The following is a 19,018-nucleotide window of genomic DNA, read 5'->3' as shown; positions in this document are numbered from 1 at the left end:
CTTCAAGCGCGAGCCTTGCCCGCCGCTGTCCGCCTGCCCGGCCCGACATGATGTAGCGGAAGGACACATTATGTTAAGGCTGACTGCGGCGCTGATCGCCACCTGCGCGCTTGCGCCCATGGCGCTTGCCACCGAATACCCGCTGACGCTGACAAGCTGCGGCCATGAGATCACGCTGGAGCACGCGCCCGAAAGCGTCGTCAGCGTCGGGCAAAGCACGACCGAGATCCTGTATATGCTGGGCCTGGCCGACAAGGTGGCGGGCACGGCGCTGTGGATCAATCCGGTCCTGCCCGAATTCGCCGAAATCGATGCCAAGGTCGAGCGTCTGGCCGACAACGCCCCCAGCTTTGAAAGCGTGCTGGCCAAGAAGCCCGCGCTGGTCGTCACCGCTTATGAATGGATGATCGGTCCGCAAGGCGCGGTCGGCACCCGCCAGATGTTCGACGACGCCAAGATCCCGACCTGGATCATGCCGACCGAATGCGTGGGCAAGGACAATACGCAAAGCATGGACGGCACGCGCACCGTGATGTTCGACACGGCGACCCTGTATCAGGGGATCGAGGAGCTGGCGTCGATCTTCGACGTTCAGGATCGCGGCGCCGAGGTGATCGCGGATCTGAAGGCACGCGAGGATGCCGCCGTCGAAAAGGCCCGCGCGCTGAAGCTGCCCAAGGATGTCTCGGGCGTGTTCTGGTATTCCTCGGCCGATATCGAGATCGACCCCTATGTGGCGGGCGTGAACGCGGCGCCGGGCTGGATGCTGTCCAAGCTGGGCGTGCGTAACGTCGTCACCTCGCAAGAGGAATGGCCGACCGTGGGATGGGAGACCATCGCCCAGGCGAACCCGACCTTCATCGTCGCGGCCGAGTTGAACCGCCGCCGCTTTCCCGCCGACGATATCGCGGTCAAGCGCGAATTCCTGATCACCGACCCGGTGACCAAGGAATTGGACGCGGTGAAAAACGACCGCATCGTGCTGATGCCGGCGAATGCGATGGACCCCTCGGTCAGGTCGATCTACGGGCTGGAATCGCTGGCGGATGCGCTGGCGGGATACGACCTGAAATGACGTTGCACGCCGCGACCTTCAGGCTTGGCCGGCCCTTTCTGGCCCTGCTGGTGCTGGTCGCGGCGCTGCTGTTCGGGATGGCGGTGGGCGAGACGCGGATACCGCTTTCGACCGTGCTCGATGTGCTGGCGGTCAAGCTGGGGCTGTCGGGCCGGCCGCTTGACCCGATCGAGGCCAGCGTGATCTGGCATTACCGCGCCTCGCGCGCGGTGGTCGCGGCCTGCGGCGGCGCCAGCCTGGCGCTGTCGGGGCTGATCCTTCAGGCGCTTTTGCGCAACCCTCTGGCCGAGCCTTACCTGCTGGGCATCTCGGCCGGGGCCTCGACCGGGGCGGTGCTGATCGCGGTGGCGGGCATGGGCGCGGGGCTGGTCGGCATGTCGGCGGGGGCCTTCGCGGGCGCGCTGACCGCCTTCGGGCTGGTCGCGGCGCTGGCGCGGATGGCGGGCGGCGGCACCGGGTTGCGCGGCGCCGGCGTCATCATCCTGGCGGGCATCGCCGGATCGCAGATGTTCAACGCCCTGACGGCGCTGATCATCGCGGGATCGGCCAGCGCCGAGCAGGCGCGGGGCATCATGTTCTGGCTGCTGGGGAATCTGTCGGGCGTGCGCTGGCCCGACACCTGGCTGGCGCTGCCCATGGCGGCGCTGGCGCTGGGGGTCACGTTCTGGCATGCGCGGGCGCTGGACGCCTTCACCTTCGGCGCCGATGCCGCCGCCGCGCTGGGGATCGAGCTGAGGCGCACCCAGGCGGTGCTGATCGGCACGGCGGCGCTGGTGACCGCGGCGATGGTCTCGATCGCGGGAGCCATCGGCTTCGTCGGGCTGGTCGTGCCGCATGCGATGCGCTTTCTGGTCGGTAGCCGGCACGCGCGGCTGGTGCCGGCGACGGCGCTGGCAGGGGCGGTGTTCCTGGTCGTCTCGGACGTGGTTTCGCGCATCGCGATCCCCGGCCAGGTGCTGCCCATCGGCGTCATCACCGCGCTGGTCGGCGCCCCCGCCTTCGCCGTGGTCATGATCCGGGGCCGCGCGCGATGAGCGCGGTGCTTGAGGTCATCGGCGCCGGCCGCACCGTCGCGGGTCGCGACATCCTGGCCGATGTCAGCCTGGCCCTGCATCCGGGCGAGACGCTGGGCCTGATCGGCCCGAACGGCTCGGGCAAGTCCACGCTTCTGGGGCTGATGGCCGGGCTGATCCGGCCCTGCCGCGGCGAGATCCGGCTGGAGGGCCGCCCGATGCACCACCTGCGCCGCCGCCAGATCGCGCAGCGCCTGGCGCTGGTGGCCCAGCAGGCCGAGACAGGCGACCGCATCACCGTGCGCGAAGCCGTGGAACTGGGCCGCACCCCCTGGCTTGGCCCCCTGCGCGCCTGGGGTCCGGCGGATGACGAGGCCGTCGCGCGGGCGCTGGATGTGGTGGGTCTGGCGCATATGGCTGGTCGAGACTGGTCCACCCTGTCGGGCGGAGAGCGCCAGCGCGTCCATATCGCCCGCGCCCATGCGCAATCCCCGCGCATCCTGCTGCTGGACGAACCGACGAACCATCTGGATATCCACCACCAGATCGCCATCCTGGATCTGGTCGCGGGGCTGCCGCTTACCAGCGTGATCGCGCTGCACGACCTGCATCACGCGCTGCGCTGCGACCGCCTCCTGGTGATGCAGGCCGGCCGCGTCGCGGCGCTTGGGCCGCCCGCGCAGGTCCTGACCCCGGCCCTTATCCGCGAAATCTTCGCCGTCGAGGCCGAGATCGTCCCCCATCCGCGCCAGGGCCACCCGCTTTTCGCCTTCCACAAGATCAGTTGAAAGGAAATCCCATGCTGACCCGCGCCGTCCTGCTGGCCTGCCTTCTGCCGCTTTCCGCCCTGGCCGAGACCCATGAGGTCAGGATGCTGAACCGCGACGACACCGGCCCGATGCCGTTTCAGCCGGATTATCTGGTGATCCAGCCCGGCGATACGGTCAAGTTTCTGGCCACCGATCCCGGCCACAACGCCGCCACCATCGCCGGCATGATCCCCGAGGGCGGCAAGAAATTCATCGGCAAGATCAACGAGGAAATCGAGGTGACGCTGGACGCGCCCGGCATCTGGGGGATCAAATGCTCGCCGCATTACACCATGGGCATGGTGATGCTGATCCAGGTCGGGGACAGCCCGGCGACCGAGGCCGATCTGCCCCCCGATCTGCCTGATGCCGCCCGCGCCCGTATGGTCGAGATCCTGGCCCGGCACGTCTCCGCCCGCTGATGCTCCGGCGCCGTGGGGCGCTATTTCGGGGCCTGGGCCGCGCGGGCGGTTCCGGCCCTGTAAAGCTCGGGCGTGACGGTGACAAGCGCGGGGCCTTGTGCGCCCTGTTCCAGCAATTCATAGGCGCGGAACACCAGTTGCCGATGGCGCTGCCGGATCATGTGAACCGGCAGGCGCAGCAATTCGCCGTAAGGCTCGTAATCGAAGCAGCCGACCGAGATGCCTTGCAATTCCTTGTCCGCAAAGCGCAGCAGGTAGCGCATGATCCCGTCGAAAGCATTGATCGAATTGGCGAAGATCGCGGCGGGCAGGCCGCCCAGCCGGTCGTGCAGCGCGATGAGCCGGGCCAGCGCGGCCTGGGGGTCATAGCCGCAAGCCATGACCTGATCGGGCGCGCAGGTGCCGAAACGCTCCTTGACGACGGCGCGAAAGCCGGCGATCCGGCGCGAGGTCGCGTGCAGCCGCGCATCCCCGCCGATCAGATAGATCCGATCCCGCGCGCCCGTGCCACAGGGCCGCATCGTGTCGATGATCGCCTGCGTCAGCCACCGCGCCCCCTGCTCGTTATCCGTGATCACCGAGGGCGAGCCGGGGCAGGGCTGGTCGATGAAGACATGCGGCAATTGCGCCTGATGGCAGAGGTCGCGGATGCGCAGCGGATCGGCGGCCCCGGCGATGAAAAGCGCATCGACGGAATAGGCCATCAGGTCCTGGACGGTGCGCTCTTCCTCGGCGGGATCGCGCTGGGTGGCGATGGTGATCGGGCATTTCCCGCGCCGGCGCGCCTCAAGCATGAAGCTTTGGCTCAGGTCCGAGAAGAAGCGGTTGTTATGTTCGGGCAGCAGCAATCCCGTCAGCCCGGATTGCGCCGTCCGCAATCCCCGCGCCTGAAGATTGACCGAATAGCCCAGGCTGCGCGCGGCCCGCATGATTTCGTCGGCGGTCTCGGGCCTGATGCGGCGCGCCTTCCAGGTGCCGTTCAGCGCCGCGCTGACCGTCGATGCGGACTTGCCTGTCTTCTGGGCGACATCGTAAATGGTTTGCTTCTGGATGGGCTTCACGAAAATCTCCGGCGAGCATTCCTTGCTTGACAGCGCGAGATGGAATCAAGCTAGTATGCAAAATCGATTGTGCAAAGGGAAAAGACGGACGGAAAATATGGCCGACTTCGGTTCGGCTTGGGGGTGTTTTCCTGATCTGTTTTGCGCAGCCGACCGTTTAAGAGCGCCCTGAACAGGGCGGGACAGACCCGGCACGGGTTGGGAGGGGAAAATGAACAAATTTCTGGCATTCGCCAGCGTGGCGGCCTTGTCGCTGGGCCTGTCATCGGGCGCGGCGCTCGCCACCGATATCGGCGTGGTCGTCAAGATCGGCGGCATTCCGTGGTTCAACGCCATGGACGAAGGCATCAAGACCCAGGCCGCCGCCGAGGGTGTGAATGCCGTGATGATCGGCCCGGTTTCGGCCGACCCCGCCTTGCAGGTCCAGGCCATCGAGGATCTGATCGCCAAGGGCGTCGACGTGATCGGCGTGGTCCCCAATGACGAGGCCGCGCTGGAGCCGGTGCTGAAAAAGGCCCGCGACGCCGGCATCAAGGTCATCTCGCATGAGGGGCCGGGCCTGAAGAACGTCGACTACAATTTCGAACTGGCCTCGGCCAAGGGCTTCGGCGAGGCGCATGCCAAGCTGCTGGCCGAAAAGATCGGCGGGCCGGGAAAATACGCGGTTTTCGTCGGTTCGCTGACCGTGCCGCTGCATAACGCATGGGCCGATGCCGCCATCGCCTGGATGAAGGAAAACCACCCCGAGATCGAACTGGTGGGCGAACGCTATGGCGTGGCCGAGAACGTGGACGACAGCCGCTCGACCGCGCTGGACCTGATGGCCGCGAACCCGGACCTGAAAGGCTTTCTGGCCTTTGGCAGCCAGGGTCCGATCGGCGTCGGCCGCGCCATCGAGGAGCGCCGCAAGACCGGCGAAATCTTCGTCCTGGGGCCGTTCTCGCCCGGTCAGGGCCGCAAGATGCTGCATCAGGGCGTGATCTCGGGCGGCTTCATGTGGGATCCGATGCAGGCGGGCGAGGTCTTCGTCACGCTGGGCAAGATGGTCGCCGAGGGGCAGGAGATCAAGGACGGCATGGATATTCCCGGCCTTGGCGTGATCCATCCCGAGGGGCATCTGATCGTCACCGACAATCTGGTCGAACTCAGCAAGGACAGCGTGGACGCACTGGCCGACAAGGGCCTTTGATCCGCCCATCCCGCCGCGGGCGCGCCTTGCCCGCGGCCCTTATCCCAGGACATTGCCATGCAAGAGAACGCGGCCGCGGGCCACGCCTTGCGCCTGAAGGGTGTCACCAAGGCGTTTGGCGGCATCAAGGCGCTGGATAATGTCGATTTCGAGGTCAGAACCGGCGAGGTGCATTGCCTTGCCGGCGAGAACGGCTGCGGGAAATCGACCCTCATCAAGATCGTCACCGGGGTTTACCGCCCCGAATCCGCCGAGATGATCGAGCTTTTCGGCGAAAGGATCGACGCCATCACCCCCTCGCTTGCGCGCGAGAAGGGGGTTTCGGTGATCTGGCAGGATCTCGCGCTGTTCCCGAACATGAGCGTGGCCGAGAACATCGCCTTCGACGAGATGGTCGGGCTGCGCCTGCGCGGCGTGGACTACACGGGCATGAAGACGCGCGCCGCCGCCGCCCTGGCCCGGCTGGGCGTGACGCTGAACCTGGACGTGCCGCTGGAAACGCTGCCCATCGCGCAGCGCCAGGTCGTGGCCATCGCCCGCGCGCTGATGAACGACGCCAGGCTGATCTTCATGGACGAGCCTACGGCCTCGCTGACGCAATCGGAAACCGACAAGCTCTTGGACATCGTGCGCAAGCTGTCCTCGGACGGGGTGGCCATCGTCTTTGTCAGCCACCGGCTGGCCGAGGTGCTGGAGATCGCCGCCCGCGTGACCGTGGTGCGCGACGGCCACCTGATCGGCGTCTATCCGACCGAGGGCATGACCCAGGCCCGCCTGGGCGAGTTGATGACCGGCCACCTGTTGCAAGAGGAAGTCGTGGCCCGCGACCTGGGCGACGCCCCGGTGATCTTCCAGGCCAGAAACCTGTCCGTGCCAGGCAAGATCGCGGGGGTGGACCTGACCATCCGCGCGGGCGAGGTGGTGGGGCTGATCGGCCTGATCGGGGCCGGCCGGACGGAAACCGCGCTGGCGATGATGGGGATGCTGCAACCCTTCGGCGGACAGATGCAGCTTGACGGGCAGGATTACCGGCCCGCCTCGATCCGTGAGGCCATCGGCAAGGGTATGGCCTATGTCTCGGAAGATCGTCTGCAACTGGGTCTGCTGCAAAAGCAGTCCATCGCCGACAATGCCGCCATCGCGGTGCTGGACAAGCTGCTGGACGGGGCCGGGCTGATTTCCTCGAAAAAGAAGCGCGACCTGATCATGGGCTGGGTCAAGCAACTGGGCATCAAGATAGGCCAGCCAGAGAACGCCGTTTCCACCCTGTCGGGCGGCAACCAGCAAAAGGTGGTGCTGGCGAAATGGCTGGCGACCCAGCCGCGCCTGCTGATCCTGGACAGCCCGACGGTGGGCGTCGACGTGGGCGCGCGGGCGGGCATCTTTCGCATCGTGCGCGACCTGGCCGAGCAGGGGCTGGCGATCCTGCTGATCTCGGACGAGGCGACCGAGGTGATGTATAACTCGGACCGGGTGCTGCACATGGCGCAGGGCCGCATCGCCGGAGAATACGACCCAAGGCGGATCTCGGTCCATGAACTGGAGGCGGCGATCTATGCGTGAATTCCTGCAAAACCGCCAGGTCGAGCTGCGTCTGGGCATCGTGCTGGTGCTGATCTGCATCGGACTGTCGCTGGCGACGGGCAGTTTCCTGACCATGGGCAACCTGACCTCGCTTCTGAACAACAACTCGGTCAACCTGATCTGGGCCGTGGGTCTTTTGGTGGTGCTGATCGCCGGGGGGATCGACATCTCGTTCGCGGTGGCGTCCTCGGTCGTGCAATATGTGGCGGCCAAGTGCCTGATCGGCATCGGCGGCGGCAACTGGGTGCTGGGTTTCCTGCTGTGCGGGGCCTTTGGCGTCGGGCTGGGGCTGCTGAACGCGGCGCTGATCCACGGCTTTCGCATTATCTCGATCGTGGTGACCATTGCCACCTTCAATGCCTTCTTCGGGCTGCTGATGTATTTCAGTTCCGGCCGCAGCATCTACGACCTGCCCGATTGGTGGACCACGCGCGTCGTGCTGTTCGAGCATCAGGCCGCCGATGGCACCTGGTCGGAACTGACCCTGCCGGTTGCGGTGATGGTGGTCTGCGTCGGCGCGACCTGGTTGCTGATCCGCCGCTCGAATCTGGGCCGCCAGCTTTACGCCTTCGGCGACAACCCCGAGGGTGCGCGCCGCGCCGGGGTCAACCTGGCCGTGATGCAATGCCTGGCCTTCGGCTGGTGCGGGCTGATGGCCGGCATGGCCGGGCTGATGCAGGCCAATATCGTGCAGGAAGTGGTCCCCAACGCCCTTTACGGCCGCGAGCTTGAGGTGCTGGCCGCCGTGGTCCTGGGCGGCGCCCGCCTGGGCGGGGGCAGGGGCACCATCACCGGATGCGTGCTGGGCGTGCTGTTCGTCGCGGTGACGCAGAACGGCCTGAACCTGCTGGGCATCTCGCCCTTCGCCTTCCAGATGATCATCGGCGCCGCGATCCTGGTCGCCATCTCGACCTCGAACGTCTCGCTTCGCCGCCGCGTCCGGGTCAGCAAGGAGAACATGTGATGGCCGCGATAATCGACAAGGCCCGCAAGACGCTGGGCCGCGAAAGCTTTGGCCTGCTGGTGCTGATGGTGATCATGATCGTCGGATTCAGCATCGCCTCGCCCAAGTTCCTGACGCTGGCCAGCTTTTCCTCGATGGGCTATCAGGCGCCGATGCTGGGGCTGCTGACGCTGGCGATGCTGGCGCCGATGATCTCGGGCGGGTTCAACCTGGCGATCATCTATACCGCCAATATCTCGGGGCTGACGCTGGCCTGGGTCATCCTGCAATTCGGCGGACCCGAGGCCGGGATCGGTGCCATCCTGCTGGGCGCGGTCGCGGCCATGATCGTCGGCGCCATCGCCGGCGCGGTGATGGGCGCCGTCATCGCCTATATCGGCGCGCATCCGATCCTGGTGTCGCTGGCGATGATGATCTTTCTGCGGGGCCTGGGCGAGTTCCTGACCAAGGGCGGCGACATCTCGGGCTTTCCGCCCGCGCTGGCGGTGCTGGGCCATGGCAGCCTTCTGGGCATCCCGGTGCCGCTGATCCTGTTCGCGCTGGTGGCGGTGGCCTGGACCATCCTTCTGGGCCGCAGCCGGCACGGCTTCGCGGTCTATATGGTCGGCTCGAACATCCGCGCCTCGGAATATTCCGGGCTGCGCACGAAACGCACCCTGGTCGCGATCTATGCGCTGTCGGGGCTGATCTGCGCCATCGCCGGCATCCTGATGGCGGCGCGCTTCAACTCGGTCCGTGTCGGCCATGGCGAGGCGATGCTGCTGATCACCGTGCTGGCGATCTTTCTGGGCGGGATCGACCCCTTCGGCGGGCATGGCAAGGTGGCGCCGGTCATCATCTCGATCCTGCTTTTGCAACTGCTGTCCTCGGGGTTGAACCTGGTGGGGGCCAGCCAGCATCTCGTCACCGCCGTCTGGGGCCTGTTCCTGGTCGCGGTGATGATCCTGCGATCCGACCAGATCGCGGCGCTTTTTCTTAGAAAGGACTGAAGACCATGCAAGGATTTGGCGTCCATACCAGCATGTGGACGATGAACTGGGACCGCGCGGGCGCGGAGCGGACCATCCCCGCCGCCGCCGCTTACAAGATGGATTTCATCGAGATCGCGCTGCTGAACGCGCCGGCCGTGGATGCGGCCCATACCCGCGCGCTGCTGGAAAAGCACGGGATGCGGGCCGTCGCCTCGCTGGGCCTGCCGGAAAAGGACTGGGCCAGCATCAACCCCGAGGGCGCGGTGGCGCATCTGGTCCAGGCGCTGGACGTGGCCGCCGCCATGGGCTGCGAGGCGCTGTCGGGCGTGACCTTCGGCGGTATCGGCCAGCGCACCGGCCTGCCCCCGACCGAGGGCGAATATGAAAACATCGCCCGCGCGCTGGACGCGGCCGCCAAGCACGCCAAGAAGGTCGGCCTGGCCTTCGGCATCGAGGCGGTGAACCGCTATGAGAACCACCTGATCAACACCGCCCGCCAGGCGGTGGACATGATCGAACGGGTCGGCGCGGACAATATCTTCGTCCATCTGGACACCTATCACATGAATATCGAGGAAAAGGGCCAGGCGAACGGTATCCTGGATGCGCGCGAGCATTTGCGCTATATCCACCTGTCGGAATCCGACCGGGGCACGCCGGGCGAGGGCACCGTGGCCTGGGACGAGGTTTACGGCGCGCTGGCCGCCATCGGCTTCAAGGGCGGGCTGGCGATGGAGAGCTTCATCAACATGCCCCCCGAAGTCGGCTATGGCCTGGCCGTCTGGCGCCCCGTGGCCCAAAGCTTCCAGGAAGTCATGGACAAGGGCCTGCCGTTCCTGCGCAACAAGGCCGCGCAATACAGGCTGATCTGATGGCGCGGCGGGTCGATCTTGGCGCCTTGACGACGGTGGCGCGCGAATTGCTTGCGCGTCCCGGCCGGCAGGTCATGGCCATCGCAGGCGCGCCCGGCGCGGGCAAATCCACCCTGGTCGAGCGGCTGGCGGCATCGCTGCCCGCCGAAAGCGTGGCGATCCTGCCGATGGACGGGTTTCACTTTGACGACCGGCTGCTTGAGGCCATGGGCCGCCGCCCCTGGAAGGGCGCGCCCGACACGTTCGACGTGGGCGGGCTGCGCAGCGCCCTGAAGCGGCTGCGCGATCCCGACGAGGGGGCCGTGGTCGTCCCGGTCTTTGACCGTGACCTGGAAATCTCGCGCGGCAGCGCGCGGATCATCGCGCCCGATATGCGGCTGATCCTGGCCGAGGGCAATTACCTGCTGCTGGATCAGGCGCCCTGGAACGGTCTGCGCGATCTTTTCGATGTCACCGTGATGATCGAAGTGCCCGAGCCGGAGTTGAAGCGCCGGCTGCGGGAACGCTGGATAGGTTATAATCTGACGCCCGAACAGATCGACTTCAAGCTGGAGCAGAACGATCTGCCAAACGGCCGCCAGGTGATCCAGGCCAGCGCGACACCGGATCTTGTTCTTGGCCAGGACTAAGCGGCCAGGCTGAACGGCCAGGCTGGACAACAAGGCGCGGCGCCGTTTTTCCCGGTGCCGCGCCCTTTGCGTTTGTTTTGGGTATGTTCTTTTTTGCCGGGTGGGTCTTTGGCCTTCAGTTTTCTGGTTTGAAGCCGAGCTTTTTCGCGGTTTTGGATGCGAGTGCCTCTCCGACGAGGCCGCGGCGGAACAGCAGGACACAGATCATGAAGACGACGCCGGTAATGATGGTGACCGGGAAGTCCGAGGTGGCGAGGTAGTTTTGCAAGCTGACCACCAGCCCGGCGCCGACGATGGGGCCGAAAAGCGTGCCGATGCCGCCCAGAAGCGTCATCAGGATCACCTCGCCCGACATCTGCCAGGCCACGTCCGTCAGCGTCGCGAACTGAAAGATCAGCGCCTTGAGGCCCCCGGCCAAGCCCGCCAGCGCCGCCGACATCACGAAGGCACCCAGCTTGTAGCGCGCCACCGAATAGCCCAGCGAGATGGCGCGCTGTTCGTTCTCGCGGATGGATTTCAGGATCATGCCGAAGGGCGAGTTCACGAAGCGCCAGATGATCAAAAGCCCGATGATGAACACGGCCAGGACGAAGTAATACATCGTCATCGTGTCCCTAAGGTCGATCATTCCGAACAGCCGCCCGCGCGGCACGGACTGGATGCCGTCCTCGCCATGGGTGAAGCGGGCTTGCAGGCAGAAGAAGAAGAACATCTGCGACAGCGCCAGGGTGATCATGGCGAAATAGATGCCCTGGCGGCGGATGGCGATGGCGCCCATGATCAGGCCCAGGACCGCGGCGCCGGCGACGCCCAATAGGATGCCTGCCTCGGGCGGCCAGCCCCATTCCTTGACGGCATGGGCGGTGAAATAGGCCGCGCCTCCGAAGAAGGCGGCATGGCCGAAGGACAGCAGCCCCGTATAGCCCAGCAGCAGGTTGAAGGCCGAGGCGAAAAGCGCGAAGGCCAGCAGCTTCATCAGAAAGATCGGATAAAGCAGGTGCGGCACGATCAGCAGCCCCAGCAATGCCGCCGCCAGCAACACCAGGCGGATGCGGCCGGCCTGCGGATGGGCGGCGACGGTCTTGGCCGGGATGGGGCCGGTTTCACCCGTCTTGGTCTTGGGGGCCATGTCAGGCCTCCTTTCCGAAAAGGCCCGCAGGCCGCAGGATCAGCACGATCGCCATGATGACGAAGATCACGATATTGGACGCCTCGGGGTAGAAAACCTTGGTCAGCCCCTCGACCACGCCCAGCAGATAGCCGGTGACGATGGCCCCCAGGATCGAGCCCATGCCGCCGACGACCACGACCGCGAAGACGATGATGATCAGGTTCGTCCCCATCAGCGGGCTGACCTGATAGACCGGCGCGGCCAAGACCCCGGCGAAGCCCGCAAGCCCGGCGCCAAGCGCATAGGTCAGCGTCAGCAGCAAGGGCACGTTGACGCCGAACGCCTGGACCAGCGTGGGGTTTTCCGTCGCCGCGCGCAGATAGGCGCCCAGCCTGGTCTTCTCGATCAAAAGCCAGACCGCGATACAGACCGCAAGCGAGGCGACGACCACCCAGCCGCGATAGATCGGCAGGAACATGAAGCCCAGGTTCACCGCCCCGGTCAGTTGCGAGGGCGGGGCATAGGGCTTGCCCGAGGCGCCGAAGAAATAGCGAAAAGTCCCCTCGATCGTCAGGGCCAGGCCAAAGGTGAACAAGAGCCCGTAAAGGTGGTCCAGCTTGTAAAGCCGCGACAGCATGGTCCTTTCGATCAGGGCCGCGAACAGCCCCACTATCAGCGGCGCCAGGATCAGCGCGAACCAATAGTTCACGCCACCCCATGTCAGCAGCAGAAGTGCCGTGAAGGCGCCCAGCATGTATTGCGCGCCATGGGCGAAGTTGATGACGCGAAGCAGGCCGAAGATGATCGCCAGGCCCAGGCTCAGCAGCGCATAGAAGCTGCCGTTGATCAGCCCGACCAGCAATTGCCCCATCAGCGCCTGAAGCGGCACGCCGAAGATCGTGGTCATGTCACACCCCCAGTTCGCGATGCAGCAGGTCCATCTGACCGGCCAGGTCGGCCACGGGGAATTCCGCCGTCATGCGGCCGTGGTCCATCAGATAGAATCGGTCGGCCACCTTGGCGGCGAAGCGGAAGTTCTGCTCGACCAGCACCACGGTCATGCCGCGCTGCTTCAGCTTGCGCAGAACGTCGCCGATGGCGTTGATGATGACCGGGGCCAGGCCCTCGGTCGGCTCGTCCAGCAAAAGGCAGCGCGCGCCGGTGCGCAGGATGCGGGCCAGCGCCAGCATCTGCTGCTCGCCCCCCGACAGCTTGGTGCCCGGACTGTCGCGACGCTCCAGCAGGTTCGGGAACAGCTCGTAGATTTCCTCGACCGGCATGCCGCCCTCGGCCACCTTGGGCGGCAGCATCAGGTTTTCCTGGACCGAGAGGCTGGCGAAGATGCCGCGCTCTTCGGGGATGAAGCCCAGGCCGGTGCGCGCCGTCTTGTGCAAGGGCAGCGCCATCAGGTCCTGGCCGGCAAAGACGATCCTGCCCTGGCGCTTGCGCAGGATACCCATGATCGTGCGCAGCGTCGTGGTCTTGCCCATGCCGTTGCGGCCCAGGATGCAGATCATCTCGCCCTGATCGACATGCAGGTCCACGCCATGCAGGACATGGCTTTCTCCATACCAGGCATGAAGCCCGGCGACTTCCAGCAGTCGGGCGGTCATTCCTCGTTCCCCATATAGGCGGTGCGCACGCGCGGATCGGCCGAGACTGTGGCGTAATCGCCCGTCGCGATGATCTTTCCGCGTTGCAGCACGGTGACGTGATGGCAGATATCGGCCACGACGTTCAGGTTATGCTCGACCATCAGCACGGCGCGTTCCTTCGCCACGTCGCGGATGATCTCGGCGACCATGCGCACGTCCTCCTGCCCCATGCCGGCCATCGGTTCGTCCAGCAGCAGAACCTGTGGATCCAGGGCCAGCGTGGTCGCGATCTCCAAGACGCGCTTTCTGCCATAGGACAGGTCTGCGGCGCGGTGGTCGCGATATTGCGCCAGGCCCAGCCGCTCGATCAACTCGTCGGCGCGGGCGTCCAGCCGGTCCAGCGAGGACAGCGGCAACCAGAACTGGGTGGCGAGGCCGGCCGGGCGTTGCAGCGCGACCTTGACGTTTTCCCGCACGCTCAGATGCGGGAAGACGGCCGAGATCTGGAAGCTGCGCACCAGCCCCATGCGCGCCACCCTGTCGGGCGGCGTGCGGGTGATGTCCTGGCCCAGCAGCGTGATCTGGCCGCGGCTGGGTTGCAGGAACTTGGTCAGCAGGTTGAACACGGTGGTCTTGCCAGCGCCGTTCGGTCCGATCAGCGCGTGGATCCGGGCGTGATGCACGTCCAGATCCACGGCATCCACCGCCGTGAAACCCGCGAAGTCACGCCCAAGACCCCGAGCCGAAAGAACAACCCGAGCCTCGGGCTCATTCGCCGTCGCCGCAACCATCACTGAACCAGCGGGCAGCCGCTTTTGGCTGGGTCCAAGAATGCCTGATCGCCCGGAATGGTGGCAAGCACCTTGTAATAGTCCCAATCCTCGGTGATGTCGGCGGGGGCCTTCACCTCCATCAGATAGGCATCCTTGATCAAGCGGCCATTGGCGCCCACCTTGCCGCCTTGCGCGAAGACATCGTCCACCGGCATTTCATGCAGCTTGGCGGTGACCGCATCGGCGTCGTCGGTGCCCGCCGCCTGGATCGCCTTCAGATATTGCGTCACAGCCGAATAGGTGCCGGCATGGACCATGTTCGGCATCGCGCCGGTCCGTTCCATGAAGCGTTTACCGAAGGCGGCGGATTCCTCGTTGCGCTTCCAGTAGAAGCTTTCGGTCAGCGTCAGCCCCTGCGCGGCCTCGGCGCCCAGGCCATGCACCTCGGCGATCGAGAAAAGCAGCGCGGCCAGCTTCTGCCCGCCCTGGGTGATGCCGAATTCGGCCGCCTGCTTGATCGTGTTCTGGGTATCCAGCCCCGCATTGGCCAGGCCGATGACCTTGGCGCCCGATGCCTGCGCCTGCAACAGGAAGGACGAGAAATCGGTCGTCGCCAGCGGGTGGCGGACCGAGCCCACCACCGTGCCGCCATGTTCCTTGACCACATTGCTGGTCTGCTCTTCCAGCGAATAGCCGAAGGCATAGTCGGCGGTCAGGAAGAACCAGCTATCGCCGCCCTCCTTGACCAGCGCGCCGCCGGTGCCCACGGCCAGCATATGGGTGTCATAGGCCCAGTGGAAGCCATAGGGCGTGCAAGCCTTGCCGGTCAGGTCCGTGGTCGCGGCGCCGGTATTGATGGTGATCTTCTTCTTTTCCTGCGAAAGCGCCTGCACCGCCAGGCCCACGGATGAGGTGGTCAGCTCCATGATACTGTCCACCTGTTCGGTGTCATACCACTGCCGCGCGATGTTCGAGGCGATGTCGGCCTTGTTCTGGTGGTCGGCGCTTACGATCTCGACAGGCGTGTCCAGCACCTTGCCGCCGAAATCCTCGACCGCCATCTTCGCGGCCTCGACCGAGTTCTTGCCGCCGAAATCGGCATAGACGCCCGACTGGTCGTTCAGGATGCCGATCTTGACCTTGCCATCCGAAACCTGGGCCATTGCGGGTGCGGCGGCAAGGCCCGCCGTGGCGGCCGTCAACAGAAACTTGCGCATGTATCCTCCCTTGAAGCCCCTTGCGCCGGCTGCGTTTTCCGCCGGTTCGGGACGTTTGTTGCGGGGATGACCGTTCCTCCTCTCATCCCACGGGTGGTAGGATGCTAGGAAATGCCCCCCGATACAAGGGTTCAAGCGGGTTCGTTTCCGTCCGTTCCGCAGCGTTCCGAAGGCGACCCCAGGCATCGCCATCCATGCGGGCGGCGCGCCTTCATGCCGCAACGCCGCGCGAGGCCGTCAGCCCTCGAACGGCTCGCCCAGCGAGGCGACGCCGTTGATCTTCAGCAGCCTGCGGTTGGACGAGATGATGCCCAGCACCAGGATCGTCACGACATAGGGCAGCGCCGCCAGAAGCTGCGAGTTCAGCGCGACGCCTCCGGCCTGGGCGGCAAGCTGCGATAGCGACACCGCTCCGAAAAGCACGGCTCCGAAGAATACCCGGCTTGTCAGCCAGGTCGCGAAGACCACCAGCGCCAGCGCGATCCAGCCGCGTCCGGCGATCATCCCGTCCGCCCAGAGCGGGGTGTAGACCGTCGCCGCATAGGCCCCGGCCAGTCCCGCCATCCAGCCGCCGAAAAGGATCGCCCCGCAGCGGATCCTGGCCACCGGATAGCCGATGGCCTGCGCGGCCCTGGGATTTTCGCCCACGGCGCGGATCACAAGGCCAAGCTTGGAAAAGCGCAGCGCGGCCCAGATCGCCAGGGTCGCGGCCAGCGACAGCCAGACCGCCGCGTCCTGCGCGAAAAGCCCGCCCACCATGGGCAGCTCGAACAGGCCGGGGACGGCCAGGCGCGGCAGGCCCGGCACGGTCAGGCTTTCATAGCTTTTCCCGAACAGCGCCGAGAGCCCTTGCCCAAGGACGCCTATGGCCAGTCCCGCCGCGACCTGGTTCGCCCGCAGCCCCACGGCCAGCCAGGCAAAGACCAGCGCCAGGGCCGCGCCCGCCAGCCCCGCCGCCAGAAAGCCCAGCGAATGCGCGCCGCTGTGACGGACCACGATGAAGCCTATCACGGCGCCAAGGGCCATCATGCCCTCGATCCCCAGGTTCAGGACGCCCGCGCGCTCGGCGACAAGCTCGCCCAACGCGGCCAGCAGGAAGGGCGTGGCCGCCGCCAGCATGCCGGCCAGGATAAAGGACAGCCCGCTCATGCCCGCACCTGGGCGGAGCCGAGGCGGCGCAGGCGATAGCGCACCAGCGTCATCGCGGCCAGGTAGCACAGCAGCAGCGAGCCCTGGAACACCCGAACCGCCGCCACCGGCAGATCGGCCGAGACCATGGCGTTGTCGCCTCCGATATAAAGCGCGGCCATCAGGAACGAGGCGAAGACGATGCCCACCGGATGCAGCCCGCCCAGATAGGCCACGATGATCGCGGCATAGCCGTATCCCTGCGCGACCGAACGCTGCAACTGGCCAAGCGGACCGGCGACCTCGGCCGCGCCCGCGAGGCCGGCGGCGACGCCCCCGATCAGCAGCGACAGCCAGATCGCGCGCTCCTCGGAAAACCCGGCATAGGCGCCGGCGCGGGGCGCCAGCCCGCCGACGACAAGCTGATAGCCCTGAAAACTGCGCCGCATGTAAAGCCAGCAGCCCGCCGAACAGGCCAGCGCCAGCACCAGCGCGACATTGACCCGGGTGCCGGGGATCAGCAGGGGCAGCAGCGCATCCAGCGGGAACATCACCGATTGCGGGAAATTGAAGCCCATCGGGTCCTTCCACGGTCCGGTCAGCAGATAGTTCAGCACCTGCGCGGCGATCAGGCTCATCATCAGGGTGACGAGGATCTCGGAGGCGTTCAGCCGCGCGCGCCAGAAGGCCGGCAGTGCCGCCCACAGCCCGCCGCCAAGCGCGCCCAGGACCAGCATCGCGGGCCAGACCCACCAGCCCGTCACCTCGGGCCGCCAGACCGGGATGGCCGAGGCGAAGATGGCGCCCAGGATGAACTGCCCCTCGGCGCCGATGTTGACCACCTTGGCACGAAAGCCGACGGCCAGCCCCTGCGCGATCAGCAGAAGCGGGGTCATCTTCAGAAGCACCTCGGAAAGCGAGGACCAGGAGACGAAGGGCTCCAGCAGCATGGCGTAAAAGACCGCGCCGGGGTTCTTGCCCATGGCCATGTAAAGCGCAAGGTTCGCGGCGACGGCCAGGACCAGCGCCGCGAAAGGGGCCAGGACCATCATCCGGCGCTCGGCGACGGGGCGGCGGACAAGCTGGAACGGGAACCTCATGCGGCCTCCTCATCACCGATCATGTAGCGGCCGATTTCCTCGACATGGGTTTCGGCCACCCTCAGCGAGCGCGAGAGGCGGCCTTCGCGGATCACCTGGATGCGGTCGCAGATCTCGAAAAGCTCTTCGATTTCCTCGGAGATGACCAGGATGCCCATGCCGGCATTGCGAAGCTGGATCAGGCGGTGGCGGATGGCGGTGGCGGCACCGATATCGACGCCCCAGGTCGGCTGGGCCAGAAACAGCAGGCGCGGAGCCAGCATGATCTCGCGCCCGACGATGAATTTTTGCAGGTTCCCGCCGGACAGGGCCCCGGCCTCGGCCTGCGGCCCCGGCGTGCGCACGTCGAAATCCTTGATGCAGGTCCGGGTGAAATCGCCTTCCCGCGCGCGGTCGATCAGGCCGCGCCGGACCAGGCCCAGGCGATGCGCGGTCAGCAGGCTGTTATCGGCCAGCGACATTTCCGGGACCGCGCCGCGACCCAGCCTTTCCTCGGGGACGAAGGCAAAGCCCATGGCGCGCCGCCGCGCCGCGTCCAGATGCGCGACGGGCTGGCCGAACATGCGGATCTCGTCCGCCTCGGCGGCCGGGCGCCGCGTCTCGCCCGAAATCAGCCGCGCCAGTTCCGCCTGACCATTGCCCGAGACGCCCGCGATGCCCAGGATCTCGCCCGCGCGCAGCTTCAGGCTGACGCCCGAAAGCGCGGTGGCGAAAGGATCGTCCGGGCGATGCTCCAGCCCCGCCAGTTCCAGCAGCACCTCGCCCGGAGCACGGGCCGAGGGGGGCAGGGGCGCGGGCATCTCGCGCCCGATCATCATCCGGGCCAGCGCGCGGGCGTCATGCGCGCGGGGATCGACATTGCCGGTCACGGTCCCGTCGCGCAGGATCGTCGCGCGGTCGCAGATCGAGCGGATCTCATCGAGCTTGTGCGAGATGAACAGGATCGACACGCCCCGGTCCCGCAGCCGCCGCAAGGTCTGAAACAGCCGCTCGACCGATTGCGGCGGCAGGACCGATGTGGGCTCGTCCAGGATCAGCAGGCGCGGATCGGTCATCAGGCAGCGGATGATCTCGACCCGCTGGCGTTCGCCCACGGAAAGCGCATGGACATGGGCCAGCGGATCGACGGCAAGGCCGAATTCCTCGCCCAGGGCGCGCACCCGCGCCGCCAGATCGGCCCGCCTGCCCGGCACGACCAGGGCGATATTCTCAACGACCGTCAGCGTTTCGAACAGCGAGAAATGCTGAAACACCATGCCGATGCCCCGCCGCCGCGCCTCGGCGGGCGAGGCCAGGGCCAAGGGCCGGCCCTGCCACAGCATCTCGCCGGCATCGGGGGTCTCGACGCCATAGATCAGCTTCATCAGCGTGGATTTGCCCGCGCCGTTCTCGCCCAGGACGGCATGGATCGAGCGTTCCGCCACGTCGATGTCGATGCCCCGGTTGGCCCGCACGCTGCCATAGCTTTTGCTGAGGCCCCGAAGCGAAAGAAGCGGCGCGGACAT

The 19,018-nt window shown here is 66.3% G+C and carries 19 protein-coding genes; 10 read left to right on the top strand and 9 right to left on the bottom strand.

What is annotated here, in order from left to right:
• Nucleotides 1–70: 70 nt before the first annotated feature.
• From QM682_RS02505 to QM682_RS02490, 4 genes are read left to right on the top strand one after another with little or no spacing between them, the layout of a single operon-like run.
• Entirely contained in the window at nt 71–1,075 is a 1,005-nt protein-coding gene (locus QM682_RS02505; protein ID WP_415126766.1) for an ABC transporter substrate-binding protein, read from the top strand.
• The gene (locus tag QM682_RS02500) at nt 1,072–2,109 is read left to right on the top strand and encodes a FecCD family ABC transporter permease (protein ID WP_415126764.1); all 1,038 of its coding nucleotides are present in this window, start codon (nt 1,072–1,074) and stop codon (nt 2,107–2,109) included. Before QM682_RS02505 ends, QM682_RS02500 begins: the two co-directional genes overlap by 4 nt.
• Entirely contained in the window at nt 2,106–2,876 is a 771-nt protein-coding gene (locus tag QM682_RS02495; protein WP_415126762.1) for an ABC transporter ATP-binding protein, read from the top strand. The genes QM682_RS02500 and QM682_RS02495 overlap by 4 nt, the downstream gene beginning before the upstream one ends.
• A gap of 11 nt (nt 2,877–2,887) precedes the next feature.
• On the top strand, nt 2,888–3,319 hold the full coding sequence (locus tag QM682_RS02490; RefSeq protein WP_415126760.1) for a pseudoazurin: 432 nt from the start codon (nt 2,888–2,890) through the stop codon (nt 3,317–3,319).
• Between the two features lie 20 nt (nt 3,320–3,339).
• On the opposite strand, the gene QM682_RS02485 is transcribed toward QM682_RS02490, so the two are convergent.
• Nucleotides 3,340–4,380, bottom strand: a complete 1,041-nt coding sequence (locus QM682_RS02485) for a LacI family DNA-binding transcriptional regulator (RefSeq protein WP_415126758.1) — start codon at nt 4,378–4,380, stop codon at nt 3,340–3,342.
• Nucleotides 4,381–4,591: 211 nt separating this feature from the next.
• Here QM682_RS02485 and QM682_RS02480 point away from each other — a divergent pair, with 211 nt between their 5' ends.
• From QM682_RS02480 to QM682_RS02455, 6 genes are read left to right on the top strand one after another with little or no spacing between them, the layout of a single operon-like run.
• Complete coding sequence (locus tag QM682_RS02480; RefSeq protein ID WP_415126756.1) at nt 4,592–5,569, top strand: substrate-binding domain-containing protein; 978 nt, start codon at nt 4,592–4,594, stop codon at nt 5,567–5,569.
• A gap of 57 nt (nt 5,570–5,626) precedes the next feature.
• Nucleotides 5,627–7,132: a sugar ABC transporter ATP-binding protein gene (locus QM682_RS02475; protein ID WP_415126754.1), complete on the top strand. Its 1,506-nt coding sequence runs from the start codon at nt 5,627–5,629 to the stop codon at nt 7,130–7,132.
• Nucleotides 7,125–8,117 (top strand): ABC transporter permease, encoded by a 993-nt coding sequence (locus tag QM682_RS02470; RefSeq protein ID WP_415126752.1) that lies wholly within the window; start codon nt 7,125–7,127, stop codon nt 8,115–8,117. The genes QM682_RS02475 and QM682_RS02470 overlap by 8 nt, the downstream gene beginning before the upstream one ends.
• Entirely contained in the window at nt 8,117–9,106 is a 990-nt protein-coding gene (locus QM682_RS02465) for an ABC transporter permease (protein ID WP_415126750.1), read from the top strand. Before QM682_RS02470 ends, QM682_RS02465 begins: the two co-directional genes overlap by 1 nt.
• A 5-nt stretch (nt 9,107–9,111) precedes the next feature.
• Nucleotides 9,112–9,960, top strand: a complete 849-nt coding sequence (locus QM682_RS02460; protein WP_415126748.1) for a sugar phosphate isomerase/epimerase family protein — start codon at nt 9,112–9,114, stop codon at nt 9,958–9,960.
• The gene (locus QM682_RS02455) at nt 9,960–10,589 is read left to right on the top strand and encodes a nucleoside/nucleotide kinase family protein (protein ID WP_415126746.1); all 630 of its coding nucleotides are present in this window, start codon (nt 9,960–9,962) and stop codon (nt 10,587–10,589) included. Before QM682_RS02460 ends, QM682_RS02455 begins: the two co-directional genes overlap by 1 nt.
• A gap of 115 nt (nt 10,590–10,704) precedes the next feature.
• Here the strand turns inward: QM682_RS02455 and QM682_RS02450 are convergent, their stop codons facing one another.
• The 8 genes from QM682_RS02450 to QM682_RS02415 form a co-directional block, all read right to left on the bottom strand.
• Nucleotides 10,705–11,718 (bottom strand): branched-chain amino acid ABC transporter permease, encoded by a 1,014-nt coding sequence (locus QM682_RS02450; RefSeq protein ID WP_415126744.1) that lies wholly within the window; start codon nt 11,716–11,718, stop codon nt 10,705–10,707.
• A 1-nt stretch (nt 11,719) separates the two neighbouring features.
• Nucleotides 11,720–12,607: a branched-chain amino acid ABC transporter permease gene (locus tag QM682_RS02445; RefSeq protein WP_415126742.1), complete on the bottom strand. Its 888-nt coding sequence runs from the start codon at nt 12,605–12,607 to the stop codon at nt 11,720–11,722.
• A gap of 1 nt (nt 12,608) precedes the next feature.
• The gene (locus tag QM682_RS02440; RefSeq protein ID WP_415126740.1) at nt 12,609–13,313 is read right to left on the bottom strand and encodes an ABC transporter ATP-binding protein; all 705 of its coding nucleotides are present in this window, start codon (nt 13,311–13,313) and stop codon (nt 12,609–12,611) included.
• Entirely contained in the window at nt 13,310–14,086 is a 777-nt protein-coding gene (locus QM682_RS02435; protein WP_415126738.1) for an ABC transporter ATP-binding protein, read from the bottom strand. Before QM682_RS02435 ends, QM682_RS02440 begins: the two co-directional genes overlap by 4 nt.
• Entirely contained in the window at nt 14,086–15,285 is a 1,200-nt protein-coding gene (locus QM682_RS02430) for an ABC transporter substrate-binding protein (RefSeq protein ID WP_415126736.1), read from the bottom strand. Before QM682_RS02430 ends, QM682_RS02435 begins: the two co-directional genes overlap by 1 nt.
• A gap of 237 nt (nt 15,286–15,522) precedes the next feature.
• Nucleotides 15,523–16,434, bottom strand: a complete 912-nt coding sequence (locus QM682_RS02425; protein WP_415126734.1) for an ABC transporter permease — start codon at nt 16,432–16,434, stop codon at nt 15,523–15,525.
• Nucleotides 16,431–17,513, bottom strand: coding sequence for an ABC transporter permease (locus QM682_RS02420; RefSeq protein WP_415126732.1), 1,083 nt, complete (start codon nt 17,511–17,513; stop codon nt 16,431–16,433). Before QM682_RS02420 ends, QM682_RS02425 begins: the two co-directional genes overlap by 4 nt.
• Nucleotides 17,510–19,018, bottom strand: coding sequence for an ABC transporter ATP-binding protein (locus QM682_RS02415; RefSeq protein WP_415126730.1), 1,509 nt, complete (start codon nt 19,016–19,018; stop codon nt 17,510–17,512). Before QM682_RS02415 ends, QM682_RS02420 begins: the two co-directional genes overlap by 4 nt.

It is taken from the genome of Paracoccus sp. (in: a-proteobacteria) (genome assembly GCF_047605025.1).
GTDB lineage: Bacteria > Pseudomonadota > Alphaproteobacteria > Rhodobacterales > Rhodobacteraceae > Paracoccus.
This window is presented reverse-complemented; position numbering and strand designations above follow the sequence as displayed.